Origin of the sequence: Pseudomonas sp. IC_126, assembly GCF_004331835.1 — a bacterium.
Taxonomy (GTDB): domain Bacteria; phylum Pseudomonadota; class Gammaproteobacteria; order Pseudomonadales; family Pseudomonadaceae; genus Stutzerimonas.
Map to the genome: position 1 here is coordinate 547741 of NZ_SJSS01000002.1, position 18848 is coordinate 566588.

Annotated in this window: 16 protein-coding genes; 6 read left to right on the top strand and 10 right to left on the bottom strand. The window is 63.3% G+C overall.

All coding sequences use genetic code 11. From position 1 onward, the window contains the following. The first annotated feature begins 1 nt into the window (after window position 1). Complete coding sequence (locus E0D86_RS07945; RefSeq protein ID WP_131649470.1) at window positions 2-1102, top strand: NAD(P)/FAD-dependent oxidoreductase; 1101 nt, start codon at window positions 2-4, stop codon at window positions 1100-1102. Here the strand turns inward: E0D86_RS07945 and E0D86_RS07950 are convergent, their stop codons facing one another. After that, entirely contained in the window at window positions 1103-2491 is a 1389-nt protein-coding gene (locus tag E0D86_RS07950) for a nucleobase:cation symporter-2 family protein (RefSeq protein WP_131649471.1), read from the bottom strand. 162 nt (window positions 2492-2653) lie between these two features. On the opposite strand from E0D86_RS07950, the gene E0D86_RS07955 reads away from it, so the two are divergent. Further along, window positions 2654-3013 (top strand): DUF1090 domain-containing protein, encoded by a 360-nt coding sequence (locus E0D86_RS07955; protein ID WP_131649472.1) that lies wholly within the window; start codon window positions 2654-2656, stop codon window positions 3011-3013. A gap of 94 nt (window positions 3014-3107) precedes the next feature. Here the strand turns inward: E0D86_RS07955 and E0D86_RS07960 are convergent, their stop codons facing one another. The 3 genes from E0D86_RS07960 to E0D86_RS07970 all read right to left on the bottom strand — a co-directional run bounded on the left by E0D86_RS07960 (window position 3108) and on the right by E0D86_RS07970 (window position 8471). After that, a complete protein-coding gene (locus E0D86_RS07960; RefSeq protein WP_131649473.1) occupies window positions 3108-4649 on the bottom strand; it encodes a nucleobase:cation symporter-2 family protein in 1542 nt (513 codons plus the stop codon). Between the two features lie 334 nt (window positions 4650-4983). Then, window positions 4984-6822, bottom strand: a complete 1839-nt coding sequence (gene ilvD, locus E0D86_RS07965; protein WP_131649474.1) for a dihydroxy-acid dehydratase — start codon at window positions 6820-6822, stop codon at window positions 4984-4986. 287 nt (window positions 6823-7109) lie between these two features. After that, window positions 7110-8471: a dicarboxylate/amino acid:cation symporter gene (locus E0D86_RS07970; protein WP_131649475.1), complete on the bottom strand. Its 1362-nt coding sequence runs from the start codon at window positions 8469-8471 to the stop codon at window positions 7110-7112. A 253-nt stretch (window positions 8472-8724) separates the two neighbouring features. Here E0D86_RS07970 and E0D86_RS07975 point away from each other — a divergent pair, with 253 nt between their 5' ends. Both E0D86_RS07975 and E0D86_RS07980 read left to right on the top strand, forming a co-directional pair. Further along, complete coding sequence (locus E0D86_RS07975) at window positions 8725-10566, top strand: ATP-binding protein (RefSeq protein ID WP_131649476.1); 1842 nt, start codon at window positions 8725-8727, stop codon at window positions 10564-10566. Beyond that, window positions 10559-11914, top strand: a complete 1356-nt coding sequence (locus E0D86_RS07980; protein ID WP_131649477.1) for a sigma-54 dependent transcriptional regulator — start codon at window positions 10559-10561, stop codon at window positions 11912-11914. The genes E0D86_RS07975 and E0D86_RS07980 overlap by 8 nt, the downstream gene beginning before the upstream one ends. Before the next feature lie 153 nt (window positions 11915-12067). Here the strand turns inward: E0D86_RS07980 and E0D86_RS07985 are convergent, their stop codons facing one another. Next, a complete protein-coding gene (locus tag E0D86_RS07985; RefSeq protein WP_131649478.1) occupies window positions 12068-13264 on the bottom strand; it encodes a class I SAM-dependent rRNA methyltransferase in 1197 nt (398 codons plus the stop codon). A 345-nt stretch (window positions 13265-13609) separates the two neighbouring features. Continuing rightward, window positions 13610-14149: a type 1 glutamine amidotransferase domain-containing protein gene (locus E0D86_RS07990; protein WP_131649479.1), complete on the bottom strand. Its 540-nt coding sequence runs from the start codon at window positions 14147-14149 to the stop codon at window positions 13610-13612. Between the two features lie 180 nt (window positions 14150-14329). On the opposite strand from E0D86_RS07990, the gene mutM reads away from it, so the two are divergent. Both mutM and E0D86_RS08000 read left to right on the top strand, forming a co-directional pair. After that, entirely contained in the window at window positions 14330-15142 is an 813-nt protein-coding gene (gene mutM / locus E0D86_RS07995) for a bifunctional DNA-formamidopyrimidine glycosylase/DNA-(apurinic or apyrimidinic site) lyase (protein WP_131649480.1), read from the top strand. Window positions 15143-15254: 112 nt separating this feature from the next. Beyond that, a complete protein-coding gene (locus tag E0D86_RS08000) occupies window positions 15255-15596 on the top strand; it encodes a multidrug transporter (protein ID WP_131649481.1) in 342 nt (113 codons plus the stop codon). A gap of 119 nt (window positions 15597-15715) precedes the next feature. On the opposite strand, the gene E0D86_RS08005 is transcribed toward E0D86_RS08000, so the two are convergent. From E0D86_RS08005 to E0D86_RS08020, 4 genes are all read right to left on the bottom strand, one after another. Beyond that, entirely contained in the window at window positions 15716-15967 is a 252-nt protein-coding gene (locus tag E0D86_RS08005) for a YfhL family 4Fe-4S dicluster ferredoxin (protein WP_131649482.1), read from the bottom strand. Between the two features lie 137 nt (window positions 15968-16104). Continuing rightward, complete coding sequence (gene coaD, locus E0D86_RS08010; RefSeq protein ID WP_131649483.1) at window positions 16105-16587, bottom strand: pantetheine-phosphate adenylyltransferase; 483 nt, start codon at window positions 16585-16587, stop codon at window positions 16105-16107. Between the two features lie 94 nt (window positions 16588-16681). Next, entirely contained in the window at window positions 16682-18277 is a 1596-nt protein-coding gene (locus E0D86_RS08015) for a GMC family oxidoreductase (RefSeq protein WP_131649484.1), read from the bottom strand. 32 nt (window positions 18278-18309) lie between these two features. Further along, the gene (locus E0D86_RS08020; protein ID WP_131649485.1) at window positions 18310-18837 is read right to left on the bottom strand and encodes a twin-arginine translocation pathway signal protein; all 528 of its coding nucleotides are present in this window, start codon (window positions 18835-18837) and stop codon (window positions 18310-18312) included. Window positions 18838-18848 lie beyond the last annotated feature (11 nt).

An 18848-nucleotide genomic window follows, 5' to 3' on the forward strand; every position in this document is an offset into this window, starting at 1 on the left:
AATGGAACGAGTCGATTGCATCGTCATCGGGGCGGGCGTGGTGGGGCTTGCGGTGGCACGGGCACTGGCGCGAACCGGGCGTGAGGTGCTGATTCTGGAAGCAGAGGCGGCCATCGGCACGGGCACCAGTTCGCGCAATAGCGAAGTCATTCATGCCGGCATTTATTATCCGCAAGGCTCGCTGAAGGCGCGGCTGTGCGTGGCCGGGCGAGATGCGCTCTATGACTTCTGCGACAGCCACGGCGTGCCTTATCGGCGCTGCGGCAAGCTGATCGTCGCGACCGACGAGTCGCAACTGGCCGGACTCCAGGCGCTCCAAGAACACGGAGCGGCCAACGGCGTCGAGGATTTGCAACGGCTCGATGCCGACGAGTTGAAAGCGCTGGAGCCGCAGCTCAATGCCGTCGCGGGACTTCTGTCGCCGAGCACCGGCATCGTCGACAGTCACGCGCTGATGCTGGCGCTGCAGGGTGACGCCGAGCGCGCAGGTGCATTGCTGGCGCTGCGTGCACCGGTGGAGGCGGTCGAGGTTTTGGATAGCGGGTTGCGTGTCGATATCGGTGGGGATGAACCGATGACGCTGATCGCGTCGGCCGTGATCAACTGCGCCGGGCACTCAGCGCCGGTGATCGCCGCTCGGACCCGCGGCCTGCCTGCCGATGCGGTGCCAACGCGCTATTTTGCCAAGGGCAGTTATTTCAGACTGACAACGGCGACGCCCTTCCGGCATCTGGTTTATCCGCTACCCGAGCCTGGCGGGCTGGGCGTGCACCTGACGTTGGATTTGGGTGGTCAGGCCCGCTTCGGCCCTGACGTGCAGTGGGTTGAGTCACTCGATCACGATCTGGACGCCCGTCGCGCCGATGGTTTTTACGCTGCCATCCGGCGGTATTGGCCTAGGCTGCCGGATGGCGCGCTGCAACCGGCTTATACCGGCATCCGACCGAAAATCAGCGGCCCGGGCGAGCCGGCGGCGGATTTTCGGATCGACGGCCCGGCGCAGCATGGCATCGCCGGGTTGGTGCATCTGTTCGGCATCGAGTCGCCAGGGCTGACCGCAGCCTTGGCGATTGCCGACGAGGTGTGCCAGCACCTCGGGTGATCAGGCCTGTTCGTGTGTCGTCTCTGGCGACTCGGGCAGGAACCAGTTCATCAGCAGTGCGCAGATGCCGCCGGTGGCGACGCCCGATTCCAGTACGTTGCGCAGCGCTGCCGGCAGGTTCGCCAGAAATTCCGGCACCTGGGAAAAGCCCAGGCCGAGCGCCAGGGACACCGAGATGATCAGCAGCGCGCGGCGATCCAGCTGAACGCCGGCGAGGATGTTGATGCCCGCCGCCGCCACCGCACCGAACATCACCAGCGCGGCCCCGCCCAGCACGGGTTCGGGCACCGCTTGCAGCACGCCGGCGACCGCCGGGAACAGGCCGAGCACCACCAGCATCACGGCGATCCACATGCCGATATAGCGGCTGGCAATGCCGGTCAGCTGGATGATGCCGTTGTTCTGCGCGAACACCGAGCTGGGGAAGGTGTTGAAGATGCCCGCCAGCAGCGAGTTGGCGCCATTGACCAGCACGCCGCCCTTGATGCGCTGCATCCACAACGGGCCTTCGACCGGCTGACGCGAAAGCTTGCTGGTGGCGGTGATGTCGCCGATGGCTTCCAGCGAGGTGACCAAGTAAATCACCACCATTGGGATGAACAGGCTCCAGGAGAAGCCCAGGCCGAAGTGCAACGGCATCGGGACTTCGAACAGCTCCGCTTCGCGCATGCCGGTGAAGTCTAGGCGACCGAGGTAGGCGGCCAGCGCATAGCCGATGGCCAGCGCAATGATGATTGCGCAGCTGCGCAGCCACACCACTGGCAACCGGTTGAGCACGACGATGGCTGCCAGCACCACGCCGGACAGCAGCAGGTTCTCGCGGCTGGCGAAAGTGCCGTCGCCCATGGCCGCGTAACCGCCGCCCATGCTGATCAGACCGACCTTGATCAGCGTCAGGCCGATCATCAGCACCACGATGCCGGTCACCAATGGCGTGATCAGACGTTTGATAAAGGGCAGGACGCGCGACACGCCCATCTCAATGAAGGAGCCGGCAATGACCACGCCGAAGATCGCCGCCATCACGCCTTCCACCGGCGTGCCTTGTCCTACCATCAGCACGCCGCCGGCGATCAGCGGTCCGACGAAATTGAAGCTGGTGCCCTGCACGATCAGCAATCCGGCACCCAGCGGGCCGAAGCGTTTGCACTGCACGAAGGTGGCGATGCCGGAAATCACCAGCGACATGGACACGATGATGTTGGTGTCGCGCGGCGACACGCCGATGGCCTGGCAGATCAGCAGGCCGGGGGTGACGATGGGCACAATGATTGCCAGCAGATGCTGCAGCGCGGCGAGGAAGGCGATCCAGGGACGCGGGCGGTCGTTGAGCCCGTAGACCAGTTCGTCTGGCGTTTCGGGGGCGGTTTTAGTGTCGGGAGCGCTCATGGCCGTCCTTCCAGGCGAAAAGAGCGCGATTCTACTGACCGGGATGCCGTACGGACAGTGCGGCGTTCGGGGGCCTTGAAGGCTTATCGCGGTTATTTTCCGCAACCTGTTGCATCGATACGACTCCAACAATGACCGAAGCTCAATCGAGGAGTGCTCCGAATGAAAATCGCCGTCGCAATGACACTGCTGTCGCTCGTCACCGGGTTGGCCCACGCCCAGGAAAGCTGTGCCAGCAAGGAAGCGGACATTCTCCGCCAGCTGGAGCATGCCCGCGAGCAGGGCAACGCCGGGCGTATTGGTGGGTTGGAAACCGCGCTGGGCAAGGTCCGGGCGCACTGCAGCGAAGCGGAGCTGCAGGCCGAACGGCAGGAAGATATTGACGAGGCGCGGGAGGAGATCAGCGAGCGTGAAGCCGATCTGCAAGAGGCGTTACGTGATGGCGATCCGGAGAAGATCGAAACACGCGAGCGCAAGCTGGCCGAAGCCAGGGAAGAGTTGCGCGAGATACTGGAAGATTAGGGTTGGCGTAACAGCGACAGTGTCGAACTCTGCATAAAACAATGCCCGCCTCGATGAGGCGGGCATTGTTTAATCGGGCTCTCGTGCGGCGACCTTATCCGCTGGTCGGCACCGCCTCCGTCATCTTGGCTTGCGGTGGCTGCTGCGTGGGTGCGCCGTGGTCGTCAGCGGCGATCACTGGCACCTCGTTGCCGTCTACGTCAAACAGTTTGCCATCGCGGAAGTGGTCACCATCGTGCAGGGCGGCGATATCCTGGAAGCGCAGGGTGCGTTCGTTGCCGGCGGCGAATACCGACTGCTGGTCCGAGTTGCCGGCGGTGAGGTGGTTGAACAGCAGGTTCAGCAGGATCGCCATGATTGCCGCCGAGCTGATGCCCGAGTGGAAGATGGTCTCGAACCAGCCCGGGAAGTGATGGTAGAAGCTGGGCGCGGCGATCGGGATCATGCCGAAGCCGATCGAGGTGGCGACGATGATCAGGTTCATGTTGTTGCGGTACTCGACCTGCGCCAGGGTGCGGATACCGGCAGCGGCTACGGTGCCGAACAGCACGATGCCGGCGCCGCCGAGCACTGCGGTGGGTACGGCGGCAACCAGGCGACCCATCACCGGCAGCAGGCCGAGCGTCACCAGAATCAGGCCGGCGCTGGCCACCACGTAACGGCTCTTGATGCCGGTGACGGCTACCAGGCCCACGTTCTGGGCGAAGGCACTCTGGGTAAAGGAGCCGAAGATCGGTGCCAGGCTGCTGGAAATCATGTCCGCACGCAGGCCGTCGCCCAGACGCTTGGAGTCGACCTTGGTGTCGATGATTTCGCCGACCGCGAGGATATCGGCGGAGGTTTCCACCAGCGTGACGATGACCACGATCAGCATCGACAGGATCGCGGCAAACTGGAATACCGGTGCCCCGAAATGCAGCGGTGACGGCAGGGCGACGACCGGCCCGTCCAGTACACTGGAGAAGTCAGCCATGCCGAAGAACACGGCGGCGACGGTACCGACCACCATCGCCAGGAGGATGGACAGACGGGAGATAGTGGCGCTGCCAAGTTTGCTCAGCAGCAGCACGCACGCCAGGGTGAAGCCCGCCAGGCCGATATTGGCCATGCTGCCGAAATCCGGAGCCTGACTGTTGCCACCCATGGCCCAGCGCGCCGCGACTGGCATCAGGGTCAGGCCGATCGTCGTGATGACGATGCCGGTCACCAATGGCGGGAAGAACTTGGTGATGCGCGAGAACACCGGCGTGATCAGCAAACCGATCAGCGAGGCGGCAATTACCGCGCCGAACACCACCGGAAGCCCCGCGGCGCCATCGCTGCCGATGATGGCGATCATCGTTGCCACGCCTGCGAAGGATACGCCCTGTACCAGCGGCAGCTGGCAGCCGAAGAACGGCAGGCCGAGCGTTTGCAGCAAAGTGGCCGCACCGCCAGCGAACAGCGAAGCGGCGATTAGCAGACCGATTTCGGCCGGCGACAAACCGGCTGCCTGACCGACGATCAGCGGCACCGCAACGATGCCTCCGTACATGGTCAGGACATGTTGTAGGCCATAGGCCAGGTTGGCACCGACGCCGAGGTTCTCGTCCTCTGGACGCTTCTCCGACGGGGTGCTGACGGATGAGACTGTCATGGTGTTCCTTTCTGGCTGTTGTTCTTGTGCTCCTAATGTAGACAATTCGTTACCAGGATTACTAGGCTTTTGTATACATTTACGTTTTCTTCAGTTTGTCATCATTGTGCGCCGATCAACGGCAATCAGGTCGTTTAAATACGGCACTAGATATCTTCACGAAGAGAGCAATGAATACGAAACGACGAGTGGCAGCCGCAGATGTCCTGTTTTGGCAGCTGAGCGGAGGGTGTTGGCAAAGAACGACGAAGGGAATTTTCCAGCCTTGCGCTGGCTTCGCAAAAATGACGAGCCCGGCACAAGGCCGGGCTCGATAACGGTAACGGCGTAGCGGTTAGTCTTCCAGCATCGCCTTGTTGCGCACCGCGCCCTTATCGGCGCTGGTGGCGAGCAGTGCGTAGGCCTTGAGCGCCGTGGTCACCTTACGTGCGCGTGGTGCGGCGGGTTTCCAGCCTTTCTTGTCCTGCTCGATGCGGCGGTGCGAAAGCTCTTCATCGCTGACCTGCAGCTGAATGCTGCGGTTGGGGATGTCGATCAGCACCTTGTCACCGTCGCGTACCAGGCCGATGGCGCCGCCTGCAGCGGCTTCTGGCGAGGCGTGGCCGATGGACAGGCCCGAAGTACCGCCGGAGAAACGGCCATCGGTGAGCAGGGCGCAGTCCTTGCCCAGGCCCTTGGACTTCAGGTAACTGGTCGGATAGAGCATTTCCTGCATGCCCGGACCACCTTTCGGGCCTTCGTAGCGGATGATGACGATGTCGCCAGCCTTCACTTCGTCGTTGAGGATGCCCTTTACGGCGCTGTCCTGGCTTTCGAAGATCTTCGCCGTACCTTCAAACACGTGGATGGATTCGTCCACCCCCGCGGTCTTCACCACGCAACCGTCGAGGGCGATGTTGCCGTAAAGCACGGCCAGACCGCCTTCCTGGGAGTAGGCGTGCTCGACGCTGCGGATGCAGCCGTTCTCGCGGTCATCATCCAGGCTGTCCCAGCGGGTCGACTGGCTGAATGCCGTCTGCGTCGGGATGCCGGCCGGGCCTGCCTTGAAGAAGGTGTGTACCGCCTCGTCCTGAGTCTGGGTGATGTCCCACTGGGCTATGGCTTCTTCCAGACTGCGGCTGTGCACGGTGGACACGTCGGTGTGCAGCAGGCCGCCACGGGCCAGCTCACCAAGGATGGAGAAAATACCGCCGGCGCGGTGCACGTCTTCCATGTGGTACTTCTGGATGTTCGGCGCGACCTTGCACAGCTGCGGTACCTTGCGTGACAGGGCGTCGATGGCGCGCAGGTCGAAGTCCACCTCGGCTTCCTGAGCGGCAGCCAAGAGGTGAAGGATGGTGTTGGTGGAACCGCCCATGGCGATGTCCAGGGTCATGGCGTTCTCGAAGGCGCGGCGGCTGGCGATGTTGCGCGGCAGCACTGACTCATCACCCTCACTGTAGTAGCGCTGGCACAGCTCGACGGCGGTGCGGCCGGCGCGCAGGAACAGCTGCTCGCGGTCAGCGTGGGTGGCCAAGGTCGAACCGTTGCCGGGCAGGGCGAGGCCCAGGGCTTCGGCCAGGCAGTTCATCGAGTTGGCGGTGAACATGCCGGAGCAACTGCCGCAGGTCGGGCAGGCGCTGCGCTCGTACTCGGCGACCTTCTCATCGCTGGCGCTTTCGTCCGCGGCGATGACCATGGCGTCAACCAGGTCCAGGCCATGGCTGGCCAGCTTGGTCTTGCCGGCCTCCATCGGGCCGCCGGAGACGAACACCACCGGGATGTTCAGGCGCAGCGCGGCCATGAGCATGCCGGGAGTGATCTTGTCGCAGTTGGAAATGCAGACAATGGCGTCGGCGCAGTGCGCGTTGACCATGTATTCCACCGAGTCGGCGATGATCTCGCGGCTGGGCAGCGAATAGAGCATGCCGTCGTGGCCCATGGCGATGCCGTCGTCGACCGCGATGGTGTTGAATTCCTTGGCGACGCCGCCGTGCTTCTCGATCTCGCGCGCGACCAGCTGGCCCAAGTCTTTCAGGTGCACATGGCCGGGCACGAATTGGGTGAAGGAGTTGGCAATGGCGATGATCGGCTTCTTGAAGTCTTCGTCCTTCATGCCGGTGGCACGCCACAGCGCGCGGGCACCGGCCATGTTGCGGCCGTGCGTGGAGGTTTTCGAACGGTAATCAGGCATGGCAATCGTCCTGCAAAGGCTGGTCAGGTTGTGCGTATGGTGAGCGTGCTGCTCGCCCGAGGCAAACGGAGTGGATGTCTGTCGGGGCGGGGCCGGATGGTCAGGCGGGATCGCCGCTGCTTCGGCCAGGCTCTTGAGTCCGCCTGAGGTGGGGCAGGAACGGGTGATTCTAAGCCCAGGCAGCGCGGTGGCGAAAGGTATGGTCGTCTACTGCTCGTGAATGGCAGCGCGTTGCACATATAGCACGACGCCCGAGTAAGTCGGGCGTCGTAGCGGGCAGTTGGCGATCAGGCCGTTTGTGACAGTGCGTCTGGTGCTTGTGCTGGCGCTGCTGCCGGTACGGCAGGCGTCGTGCCGGGGCGGCCCAGGGCTTTAGCCATTTGCTCCTTGTCGAGTTCGCCTTCCCAGCGGGCGACGACGATGGTCGCCACTGCATTGCCGACCAGATTGGTCAGCGCGCGGCATTCGGACATGAAGCGGTCTATGCCAAGGATCAGCGCCATGCCGGCCACCGGCACCGCCGGCACAACTGAGAGGGTAGCGGCCAGGGTGATGAAGCCGGCGCCAGTGATGCCGGCCGCGCCTTTGGAGCTGAGCATGGCCACCAGCAGAAGGGCGATCTGATCACCCAGCGACAGCGGAATGTCGGTGGCCTGGGCGATGAACAGCGCCGCCAGGGTCATGTAGATGTTGGTGCCGTCCAGGTTGAACGAATAACCGGTGGGCACCACCATGCCGACCACCGAACGCTTGCAGCCGGCCTTCTCCATCTTGTCCATCAGCGTCGGCAGCGCGGCTTCCGAGGAGCTGGTGCCGAGCACCAGCAGCAGCTCTTCCTTGATATAGCGGATCAGCGCGAGGATCGAGAAACCGTTGTAGCGCGCCACCGCGCCCAGCACCACCAGCACGAACAGCAGTGCTGTGATGTAGAAGGTGCCGATCAGCATCGCCAGGTTGGCGATCGAGCCGATGCCGTATTTGCCGATGGTGAACGCCATGGCGCCGAAGGCACCGATGGGGGCTGCTTTCATCAGGATCGATACCAGCTTGAACACCGGCGCAACCAGATCCTGCAGAAAGTTGACCACCGGCTTGCCCTTGTCGCCGACCAGCGCGAGGGACACACCGAACAGCACGGAGAAGAACAGCACCTGCAGGATGTCGCCGGAGGCGAAGGCGCCGACGATGGTGGTCGGGATGATGTTGCTCAGGAAGCCGACGATCGACTGTTCATGCGCCTTCTGGGCGTAATCGGCGACCGCTTTCGGGTCCAGTGAAGCCGGTTCGATATGCATGCCGGCGCCGGGCTGGATCATGTTGCCGACGATCAGCCCGATGATCAGCGCCAGGGTCGAGAAGGTCACGAAGTACAGCATGGCCTTGCCGGCGACGCGGCCGACCTTTTTCATGTCGGACATGCCGGCGATACCGGTGGCGATGGTGAGGAAGATCACCGGCGCGATGATCATCTTGACCAGCTTGATGAAGGCGTCGCCCAGCGGCTTCATCTCCTCGCCGACCTGCGGATAGAAGTGGCCTAGGGCGATACCGACGATGATCGCGGCGATGACCTGTACGTACAGATGCGCGTACAGCGGGGTTTTCTTGCCAAGTGGCAGGGAATCGGTGTCGGTTTGCGCAACGATCATTTTTATTCTCCAGGGCCTGCAGGCCAGGTTCATGGGGAGGTCGACGCCTCGTCATGTTCCTAATGGCAAATGTCGCGCCAGTTCTGTATGGACATATAACTATTTGATTTATATCGTTAATCTCATGGCATTCAATACGCTTCGTCGATTCTTTGTGCGGAAACTCGCACGCCAGCGTTGCTGGTTGTGTGGTTTTCTGCGCAGAATCTGCGCCCTAACCACGACTGAATCTTCACCTCAATGAAGCGGAGCCATGATTAGCAAGGCCGCCTTGCGCCGTCGCCATCGGCGAAACGGGTGGATATTCGGCTTGCTGGCTGCGGTGCTGGTGGGCGTAGCGCTATGGCTGGCCGGTACGCACGGCCGCACCGAGGCCTACGCGGCGCTAAGCGAACGCGCCCAGCAGGCCGCCGAGCTGCAGAGCGCCTTGTTGCGCACGGTGCTGGAAAAGCAGCGCTCGCTGCCGTTCGTGCTGGCCGGCGACCGCGATATCCGCGACGGCCTGCTTTCGCGCGATGCCCAGGCGCTTCGGCGCATCGATCGAAAGCTGGAGGCGCTGCTTCCCGGCACCCAGGCGTCGGTCATCTACCTGCTCGATGTGAATGGCATAGGCGTGGCGGCGAGCAACTGGCGAGAACCCACCAGCTTCGTGGGCAGCCGTTACGACTTTCGTGCCTATTTCCGCGACGCGCTGGCACATGGCAGCGCCGAGCATTACGGCTTGGGCAATGTCAGCTTGCGGCCGGGTCTGTACATTTCGCGCCGCGTGGAGGGACCATCCGGCCCGCTGGGCGTCATCGTGGTCAAGGTCGAGTTCGATCCAGTGGAGCGGGATTGGGGCCGCTCCGACGGCATCACCTATGTGGTTGACGAGCGCGCCATCGTACTGGCGACCAGCATGCCGCAGTGGCGCTTCATGGCCGTGGCGCCCATCGAGCCCCGGCGCAAGGCGGCGATCCGCGAGAGCCTGCAATTCGGTGATGCGCCCCTTGCTCCCTTGCCGATCACGCCTCGCGAGAGCGGAGCCTTCCCCGATATCGTCCAGGCATGGCTGCCCGGTCGCGAGCATGCGGAGGAATATCTGCGCATCGATACCGAGGTGGTCGGCACTCAATGGCGGCTCAACCTGCTGCTGCCCAGCGAGGCGGCGGTAGCCAAGGCCATGCGGGAAAGCCGCACGGCCACGCTGTTCGCCCTGTTGCTGCTGCTCGGTGCCGGCGGCTTGCTGCTGTACCGGCGGCAGAAGAGCGATGAACGCGTCGTGGAGCACCAGCATGCCCGCACCGAACTCGAGCGTCGCGTACTCGAACGCACCCGCGCATTGAGCGAGGCGCATGACCAGCTGCAGATGCAGATCGACGAGCGTCTCAAGGCCCAGACCAGTTTGCAGACGGTGCAGCAGGAACTGGTGCAGGCCAACCGCCTGGCGATCCTCGGCCAGGTGGCCGCCGGCGTGGCCCATGAAATCAACCAGCCGGTGGCGGCCATTCGCGCCTATGCCGACAACGCCCGCATCTATTTAGGCCGTAGCGATCAGGCCGGTACGGACCGCAAGCTCGAACAGATCGCCGGCCTGACCGAACGCATCGGCACCATCACCGATGAGCTGCGCACGTTTTCCCGCAAGGGCAGGGTAAAGGCCGAACCGACTCGGCTGGACGAGGTGATCGAGGGCGCATTGCTGCTGCTCGGCAGTCGCTTCCGTCAGCGCTATGGCTCCATCGATACGCACATGCCGGCGTCAAGGCTTCGCGTCATGGGTACGCGCATCCGCCTGGAGCAGGTGCTGATCAATCTGTTGCAGAACGGTCTGGAGGCCGTGGAAAGCCGGCCGGATGGGCGTGTCGAGGTCAGCGTGGCTGAGGCCGAGGAGGGGGTCGAGCTGATCGTCAGCGACAACGGCAGTGGCATACCGCCGTCAATCATGGAAGCGCTGTTTACCCCCTTCAACACCTCGAAGCCCACAGGACTGGGGCTTGGGCTGGTGATTTCCAAGGACATCGTCAGTGACTTCGGCGGGCGTATCGAAGTCACCAGCAGTCCGCAGGGCACCCGTTTCACCGTTCATTTGCAGAAGGCAGCCGAGCATGAATGATCGCCCGCAAGTCGCGTTCGTCGACGATGACGCCGAATTGCGCAATGCCAATCAGGAAACACTGGAGCTGGCCGGCTTCGAGGTCTTTCCCTTCGCCGATGCCGAAAGCGCGCTGGCCTTCATCGGCGCCGATTTCCCCGGCGTGGTGGTGAGCGATATCCGCATGCCGCGCATCGATGGTCTGCAACTGTTCCGCCGGCTGCAAACGCTGGACGTAGACCTGCCGGTGCTCCTCATCACGGGCCACGGCGACGTGCCGATGGCGGTCGAGGCGCTGCAGAATGGCGCCTACGACTTCATCGCCAAGCCCTACGGCGCCGACCGGCTGGTGCAGAGCGTCATGCGTGCAGCGGAAAAGCGCCGGCTGGTGCTGGAGAACCGCACCCTGCGCCTGGCCGCGGAGAGCGCCGAGGAATCGCTGCCGCTAATCGGTCAGACCCCTGCGATGGAGAACCTGCGGCGGACCATCCGCCACATCGCCGATACCGAAGTGGACGTGCTGATCGCCGGCGAGACCGGCAGCGGCAAGGAGGTGGTCGCCAGCCTGTTGCACGAGTGGAGCAGCCGGCGCAGCGGCCATTTCGTTGCGGTCAACTGCGGCGCGCTGCCGGAAACCATGATCGAGAGCGAGCTGTTCGGCCATGAGGCAGGCGCGTTTACCGGTGCGCAGAAGAAGCGCATCGGCCGCATCGAGCATTCCAGTGGCGGCACCCTGTTCCTCGACGAGATCGAAAGCATGCCGCCGGCGGCCCAGGTGCGCCTGCTGCGAGTGCTGGAACAGCGCAAGATCGATCCGCTGGGCAGCAACGAAAGCCGCGAGCTGAGCCTGCGCATCGTTGCCGCGTCGAAGATCGACCTGGGCGACCCAGCGCAGCGCGGGGATTTCCGCGAGGACCTGTACTACCGGTTGAACGTGGTCACGGTGTCGATCCCGCCGCTGCGTGAGCGCAAGGACGACATCCCGCTGTTGTTCGCCCATTTCATGCAGCGCGCCGCGGTGCGTTTCGGCATCGAAGTGCCGCACGTCTCGCAGGAGGTCAGCCGTTACCTGTTCCAGCACAATTGGCCGGGCAATGTGCGTGAATTGGCGCATTTCGCCGAGCGGCTGGTCCTTGGGCTAGGGGAGCTGACCACGCTCCCGCTCGGGGCGCCCGCAGAGGTCGGCGACGCCAGCCTGCCCGAACGCCTCGAACGCTACGAGGCGGACCTGATCCGCGAGGCGCTGCTGGCCAACGCCGGCGACGTGCGCTCCACGATCGAGGCGCTGGGCATACCGCGCAAGACCTTCTACGACAAGCTGCAGCGCCACCGGATCGATCGCGGCGAGTACGTCAGAAAGGGCGAGTAGGGCGTTTCAGGACGTTAGGGGGTTGTTGGTATTCCGCCAAGCCCAACGGATCGTAGCCGTGAAGCGAACATCACTTCCGATGCCCAGCATGACTCGAAGTAGGGTGCGCATAGCGCACCTACAAAACCGAGGCGCCATCATTGTGCGGAGCGATCAGGCGTTGGGCAGCAACCGGCAGGTCAGGCTCTTGATATAGCGAGTCTCGGGGATCGCCGGATGCACCGGATGATCGGGGCCCTGGCTGCCACGTTCGAGCAGCTGAATGTTGCGATCCAGATGACGGGCGCTGCCGAGCAGGATGTTCTGCAGGTTGTCTTCCTCCAGATGCATCGAGCAGCTGGCGCTGACCAGGATGCCGTCCTTGTTGAGCAGGCGCATCGCGGTTTCGTTAAGGCGGCGATAGGCGGCCTCGCCGTTCTTCAGGTCCTTCTTGCGCTTGATGAAGGCAGGCGGGTCGGTAATGACCACGTCGAAGCGCTCTTCGGCGTTCTTCAGCTCTCTCATCGCCTCGAAAGCATCGCCCTCGATGCAGGTCATCTTCTCCGCCACGCCATTGAGTGCAGCATTACGCTCGACGCCATCGAGGGCGAAGGCCGAAGCATCGACGCAGAACACCTCGCTGGCACCGAAGGCGGCGGCCTGCACGCCCCAGCCGCCGATATAGCTGAACAGATCGAGCACGCGCTTGCCCTTGACGTAGGGCGCCAGGCGCGCGCGATTCATTCGATGATCGTAGAACCAGCCGGTCTTCTGGCCTTGCAGCACCGGCGCTTCGAATTTCACGCCGTTCTCTTCCAGCGCGACCCACTCCGGCACCACGCCGAAGGCGGTGTCGACGTAACGTTCAAGGCCCTCAGCATCACGGGCGCTGGAGTCGTTCTTCCACAGCACGCCACGCGGTTTGAGCACCTGGACCAGCGCTTCGAGCACGGCATCCTTGTTGCGCTCCATGGTCGCCGAAGCCAGCTGCACCACCAGATGATCGTGGAAGCGATCCACCACCAAGCCCGGCAACAGGTCGGAATCACCATAGATCAGGCGGTAGCAGGGCTGATCGAACAGGCGCTCACGCAGCGACAGCGCGACCTGGATGCGATGCACCAGCAGTGACTTGTCCAGGCTGTGCTTGAGGTCGCGCGACAGCACGCGGGCGCAGATCAGGTTGTTTGGCGACACCCCGACGATGCCCAGCGGCTTGCCGCCGGCGGCTTCGAGGATGGCCTGGTCGCCAGCGGCGAAGCCGTTCAGCGGTGTGGCAGCGGTATCCACCTCGTTGCTGTAAACCCACAGATGACCGGCGCGCAGGCGGCGATCGGCGTTGGCTTTGAGGCGCAGGCTGGGCAGGGTCATCGGAGGGCTCCCGGAAAAAGGCGGGCATTGTATAGGAGTGGCAGGTTGCAAGCTTCTGGTTAAAAGCCAAGGCTATGTCTGGATCGGCTGTTGCCTAAGCGGCTCTGGGTGGGCAGGGCCTGGCAGGGCATGAGCGGCGATCCGCTAGACCGCGTTGGTGGGCTGAAGCGGAACGCGGCCCGGCCATCCTCCAGGCTGTAGCGACGTCCGTAGGGTGTGCTTTAGCGCACCGGATCATTCAGCCCCGCCCGCATCGTATTTGGTGGGCTGAAGCCCACCCTACGAGACTGGAAGCTGGACGAGTACTGTGCAGATATTCGTCAAGCCTTCAGCCTCAAACGGCTCTTATGCTGCTAGCGCCTCGATCAGTGCCTTACTGAATGCCGGGATGTCGTCCGGCCTGCGACTGCTGATCAGGTGTCCGTCGACCACCACCTGCTCATCGACCCAGTCGGCACCGGCGTTTTTCAGGTCGTCGGTGAGCGAAGGCCAACTGGTCATGCGTTTGCCCTTGACCAGGCCGGCGGAAGCCAGCAGCCAGGCGCCATGGCAGATCACCGCGATGGTCTTGTTCGCCCGTGCGGCATCGCGCACCAGTTTCTGGGCCATTTCGTCGGTGCGGATCGTGTCGGAGTTCACCACCCCGCCGGGCAACAGCAGTGCGTCGTAATCCTCCATGCGGATGGCGTCGAAGGTCCGGTCGACATGGAATTTTGTCGCCGGAGTGGTGTGATTCCAGCCGGTTACTTCGCCATTGGACGATGAAATGATCTCGGCGGTCGCGCCGGCCTTCTCCAGCGCTTCCTTCGGGCCAGTCAGCTCGACTTGCTCGAAACCGTCGGTCACCAGAATCGCCACGCGTTTGCCTTTCAGGGACTCGGTCATTTGGTTTCCTCCTGGTCGGTTTGATTTTGTCTACTTGAAATCCGACCATGAGCTCAGCCAAAGTTCGCACCTATTTGCTGATGGCCTTGCGCCATCCGTTCGGCTGATTTGCTTGCAGCCGGAAGCCCGCCGCTCTACCTCCATGCTAGGATTCGGCGGTCCTCGATCTGCCCGATAGCCATGCCTGAACTACCTGAAGTCGAAACCACTCGCCGTGGCATCGCGCCACATCTCATAGGTCAACGCGTCAGCCGTGTCATCGTGCGCGAGCGGCGGCTGCGCTGGCCGATCCCGGAAGATCTCGATGTGCGGCTGTCCGGCCAGCGCATCGAAGCGATCGAGCGCCGAGCCAAGTACCTGCTGATAAAGGCCGAGGCGGGCACCTTGATCGCTCACCTGGGGATGTCCGGTAGCCTGCGGCTGGTTCCGGCGGATCTACCTGTGGGCAAGCACGAGCACGTCGATATCGTCCTGGAGTCCGGCATGGCGCTGCGCTACACCGATCCCCGACGTTTCGGTGCTCTGCTCTGGAGCGATGAGCCGCTGAGCCATGCGCTGCTTGCCAATCTCGGTCCGGAGCCACTCGATGATGTGTTCGATGGCGATCGTCTGTTCCAGATGTCACGCGGGCGCAGCATGGCGGTCAAGCCGTTCATCATGGATAACGCGGTGGTGGTGGGCGTCGGCAACATCTATGCGAGCGAGGCGTTGTTTGCCGCTGGGATCGACCCACGGCGGGCTGCCGGTGCCGTTTCGCGGGCGCGTTATCTGAAGCTCGCCGCCGAGATCAAGCGCGTGCTCGCTCATGCCATCGAGCGCGGCGGCACGACATTGCGCGATTTCGTCGGTGGCGACGGTAAACCCGGTTATTTTCAGCAGGAGCTATTCGTCTATGGCCGTGGCGGGGATTTCTGCAAAACTTGCGGTTCGACCCTGCGTGAGATCCGGCTGGGTCAGCGGGCCAGTGTCTACTGCGGCCGCTGTCAGCGATGACCGGCGGCTGCGCAGGCATTGACGGCGTTCACGATCAACAACGGCCGGCCGCTGCTATAGTGACCGCCACAACAATCATCTGCCTCGTTTCGCCCAGCTGAAGGACCACACCATGAATCTGTTTCGTTCCACTGCTGTTGCTTTGGCCCTGACCACTGGTCTGTTGACTATGCCAGCTCAGGCGCAATCGGTGCAGCAGAACGCCAGCGGCGATCCCATGTATACCGTTGAAGCGCCCAAAGCCTTTTCGATCGTCGGCGATCTGCTGATTGCGCGGCCTTTATTGATCGCGGCGACCGTCGTCGGTGCCGGCCTGTTCGTCGTCAGCCTGCCATTTACCGCCATGGGCGGCGGCATCAAGGAAACCGGCAAGGCGCTGGTGGTCGAGCCCGGTGCTGCGGCCTTCGCCCGCTGCCTGGGTTGTACCCGCGTCGGTTACAACCGCCAGGATTGATCGCGCTGCCATCGGATCGAGGCCTCGGTCCGCTTTGCTTTTTCCCCACGGCTTCGCCGCGTTACCGCGTGCGAAGCCGTGTTGCGTTGGGCAGTAAAAAATTGCGAGCGGCTGGGTGATCAGGCTTTGCCGGTGATGATCATGTACTTCTGCATCAGCTCGGCCTTGCTTTCGACATTGCTCGCATCGAGGGGAATGCAGTCAACCGGGCAAACCTGCTGGCACTGCGGCTCATCGTAATGGCCGACGCATTCGGTGCAGAGGTTGGGGTCGATGACGTAGATTTCCTCGCCCTGGGAAATCGCGCTGTTCGGGCACTCGGGCTCGCACACGTCGCAGTTGATGCAGTCATCGGTGATTATCAGGGACATCCAACTAGCTCCAGCTGCGGCATGACCGCAGCGCAGGTAAAAACGACGCGCAATTTTGCCGCATCGGCTCGCCCGGTGCACGCGGCAGTGATCACCCTTCGGTCGCCAATCGTCCGTCTCCCGAAATCTGGGATGCCTTAGCGCGAGGCGTAGCGCTCGGTCAGCGCCTTCATCACGGATGGATGAACGAACTTCGAGACGTCGCCGCCGAGCCGGGCGATCTCGCGCACCAGCGTTGAGGAAATGTAGGAAAACTTCTCTGACGGTGTCAGGAAAAGGCTTTCCACATCCGGAACGAGCTGGCGGTTCATGTTGGCCAGTTGGAACTCGTATTCGAAGTCGGAGACCGCACGCAGACCGCGTAGCAGGACGTTGGCCTTCTGCTCGGCGACGAAGTGCGCCAGCAACGTGGAGAAGCCCATCACCTTGACGTTCGACAGATGCGAAGTGACTTCTTGCGCCAGTGCCACGCGCTGCTCCAGCGGGAACAGGGGGTTCTTGTTGGGGCTGGCAGCGACCGCAATGATCACCTCGTCGAACAGGCGTGACGCGCGTTCGACCAGGTCGGTGTGGCCCATGGTGATCGGATCGAAGGTTCCCGGATACAGCACTCGATTCATCGCGGCGTCCTGACGCATGCGTGGGGGTTGGATGGTAGCGGCTCGGTAACGGCAGCGTAAAGCATCAAAACGGATGGCCTTGGCAGAGCGGCGATCAGGCTGTTTTCAGGCGATCGGCCAGCTGGCTGGAGAGTTTGGCGGTCAAGGCGTAGATCGATAACTGCGGATTGGCGCCGATGCTGGTGGGAAACAGCGAGCCGTCGTGAATCGAGAGATTGTCCAGCTGATGGTGCCGGCCGAGGCTGTCGGTCACCGCCTGACGCGGGTCTTCACCCATGGCGCAGCCGCCCATGACGTGGGCACTGCCGAGTCGCGTGCGGTACAGCTCCGGGCTCAGCGCGTCGATGATCTGGCGCGCTTGTCCAAGACTGTTCGCGTAAATGGCGTCGTTGTGCAGCGGTAGCACCGCCTTGGCGCCGGCTGCGAACTGGATCTCCGCCATGCTGTGGTAGGCGCGGCGGATACCGTCCCAGGTATAGCTCGTCATCCGATAGTCGAGTGTGGGTGAGCCGTCGCTGCGCAGCTGTACCTGACCTTCGGCGCTGTCTGGATGGAAGCCGTCGCGCATCAGCGCAAGCATGGCGTTGGTGTGCGGCAGCTGCTGCATGCGCAAGGCGTTGTCGACACCGAAACGGCCCAGCAGCGTGGCGGCCAGGGCTGGATGAATGGGCGGCACTTCGAGCTTGTAGGACATGCGACCGCCGGTGCCGTCGTCCCACTGGAACTGATCGGAGTAGACCGATTGCGGCGCGCCATAGAAAGGGTTGATGACCTTATCGAACTGCGCGGCGGAGAAGTTCACCAGATGCAGGAAGGTGCGTCTACCGAGGCGTTGGTGTGGGTCGGGGACATCCGAGCGCAGCAGAATCGCCGGGGTATTGATGCCGCCACCGGCGAGTATGTAGTGGCGTGCGCGAACGCGGATCTTGCGTCCGGTAGGGGCAACGCAGCGTGAATCCATAGCCAAGCATTCGAGGGCGGTGACCCGCTCCCTCTCCACGACGAGTCGCTCGGCGCGGGCAAGGTAGAGGAGTTCGCCGCCGGCATCCAGGCTGGCCGGAATGGTCGTCACCAGCATCGATTGCTTGGCGTTGGTCGGGCAGCCCATGCCGCAATAGCCAAGGTTCCAGCAGCCGCGCACATTGCGCGGAATCACCGCCCAGCTGTAGCCCAGGGCCTCGCAGCCATCGCGGATCACCTGATTGTTGGCATTCGGCGGCAGTTGCCAGAGCTCGACGCCCAGGCGTCGCTCCATCCGTTCGAACCAGGGCGCCAGCGTCTTGGGCGAAAGCCCTTTGACGGCGTGTTCGCGAGCCCAGTGTTCGAGTGTCTGCGTCGGGGTACGGAAGCTCGACGTCCAGTTCACCAAGGTCGAGCCGCCGACGGCGCGTCCTTGCAGGATGGTGATGGCGCCGTCCTTGCTGGTGCGGCCGATCGCCTCTTGATAGAGCGAGGCGTACGCCGCCGGTTCCTGCATGTCGAAGTCACGACTGCTGCGAAGCGGGCCTTCCTCGATCAGCAGGACCTTGAAGCCCGCCGCGCTGAGGATTTCTGCACTGGTGCCGCCGCCCGCGCCGCTGCCGACGATGGCGATATCGGCCTCGAGGGTAATGTCCTGCTCGAGCCGTGAGCCGTCACGGACGTTCCAACCTCGGGCGAGGCCTTCTGCAAAGGGATCGGCTACCGGCATCTCTGCTCCTTGATAACGGTGGATTCAATCGATCACGAGATACTGGGCGGCCCGGGGTAACCGCAGTGCGCCCAAGATTCCACACGGCCGTACCAGGCCATCAGAATCATCTGCTGCAGCGAGGCGCAGCCTTGTCGCAGCAGGTCCAGCGAGCTGTTCTCCCAGCGCTGCAGGAACGCCTGGATTTCGGTGTCCTGCGCCTGTCCCCAGCCGCCCCAGATCCCGGTCAGCGGGCCCCGGGTGAGCGGGAGGCTGAGCAGATCGAACAGTTGCTGGACCTGTTTCGATACGGCAGGTGGCAGGTGCGCCAGCCCCTGGTCGAGGCTCGCCAGGGTGCTCGTGACGGCGCGGGCGGTATCCGGCACTGGTATCGCGCCCTCCAGCACCACAGGTGTGAGGCGACGCAGCATCGGCAGATCACTGTCGCGCAGCTGTATGAAGCCACTCGCCGGACGCTCGGCACTGCAACCGGGGAGGCTGCCGAGCAGGCCGGCGCCGGCCAGCGCGGCGCTACCGAACAGGCCGACCTTGAGCAGGCTGCGGCGGGTCGTGGTTGTCATCGGTGGCGGGC

Bases quoted from the DNA above. Each gene is read 5' to 3' on its own strand.
- E0D86_RS07985 (WP_131649478.1), bottom strand. From the start codon at position 13,264: ATGACCCTGCCCAGCCTGCGCCTCAAAGCCAACGCCGATCGCCGCCTG.
- E0D86_RS07970 (WP_131649475.1), bottom strand. From the start codon at position 8,471: ATGATCGTTGCGCAAACCGACACCGATTCCCTGCCACTTGGCAAGAAA.
- E0D86_RS07945 (WP_131649470.1), top strand. From the start codon at position 2: ATGGAACGAGTCGATTGCATCGTCATCGGGGCGGGCGTGGTGGGGCTT.
- coaD (WP_131649483.1), bottom strand. From the start codon at position 16,587: ATGAATCGAGTGCTGTATCCGGGAACCTTCGATCCGATCACCATGGGC.
- E0D86_RS08005 (WP_131649482.1), bottom strand. From the start codon at position 15,967: ATGTCCCTGATAATCACCGATGACTGCATCAACTGCGACGTGTGCGAG.
- E0D86_RS08000 (WP_131649481.1), top strand. From the start codon at position 15,255: ATGAATCTGTTTCGTTCCACTGCTGTTGCTTTGGCCCTGACCACTGGT.
- E0D86_RS07960 (WP_131649473.1), bottom strand. From the start codon at position 4,649: ATGACAGTCTCATCCGTCAGCACCCCGTCGGAGAAGCGTCCAGAGGAC.
- E0D86_RS07975 (WP_131649476.1), top strand. From the start codon at position 8,725: ATGATTAGCAAGGCCGCCTTGCGCCGTCGCCATCGGCGAAACGGGTGG.
- E0D86_RS07990 (WP_131649479.1), bottom strand. From the start codon at position 14,149: ATGACCGAGTCCCTGAAAGGCAAACGCGTGGCGATTCTGGTGACCGAC.
- ilvD (WP_131649474.1), bottom strand. From the start codon at position 6,822: ATGCCTGATTACCGTTCGAAAACCTCCACGCACGGCCGCAACATGGCC.
- E0D86_RS07950 (WP_131649471.1), bottom strand. From the start codon at position 2,491: ATGAGCGCTCCCGACACTAAAACCGCCCCCGAAACGCCAGACGAACTG.
- mutM (WP_131649480.1), top strand. From the start codon at position 14,330: ATGCCTGAACTACCTGAAGTCGAAACCACTCGCCGTGGCATCGCGCCA.
- E0D86_RS07980 (WP_131649477.1), top strand. From the start codon at position 10,559: ATGAATGATCGCCCGCAAGTCGCGTTCGTCGACGATGACGCCGAATTG.
- E0D86_RS08020 (WP_131649485.1), bottom strand. From the start codon at position 18,837: ATGACAACCACGACCCGCCGCAGCCTGCTCAAGGTCGGCCTGTTCGGT.
- E0D86_RS07955 (WP_131649472.1), top strand. From the start codon at position 2,654: ATGAAAATCGCCGTCGCAATGACACTGCTGTCGCTCGTCACCGGGTTG.
- E0D86_RS08015 (WP_131649484.1), bottom strand. From the start codon at position 18,277: ATGCCGGTAGCCGATCCCTTTGCAGAAGGCCTCGCCCGAGGTTGGAAC.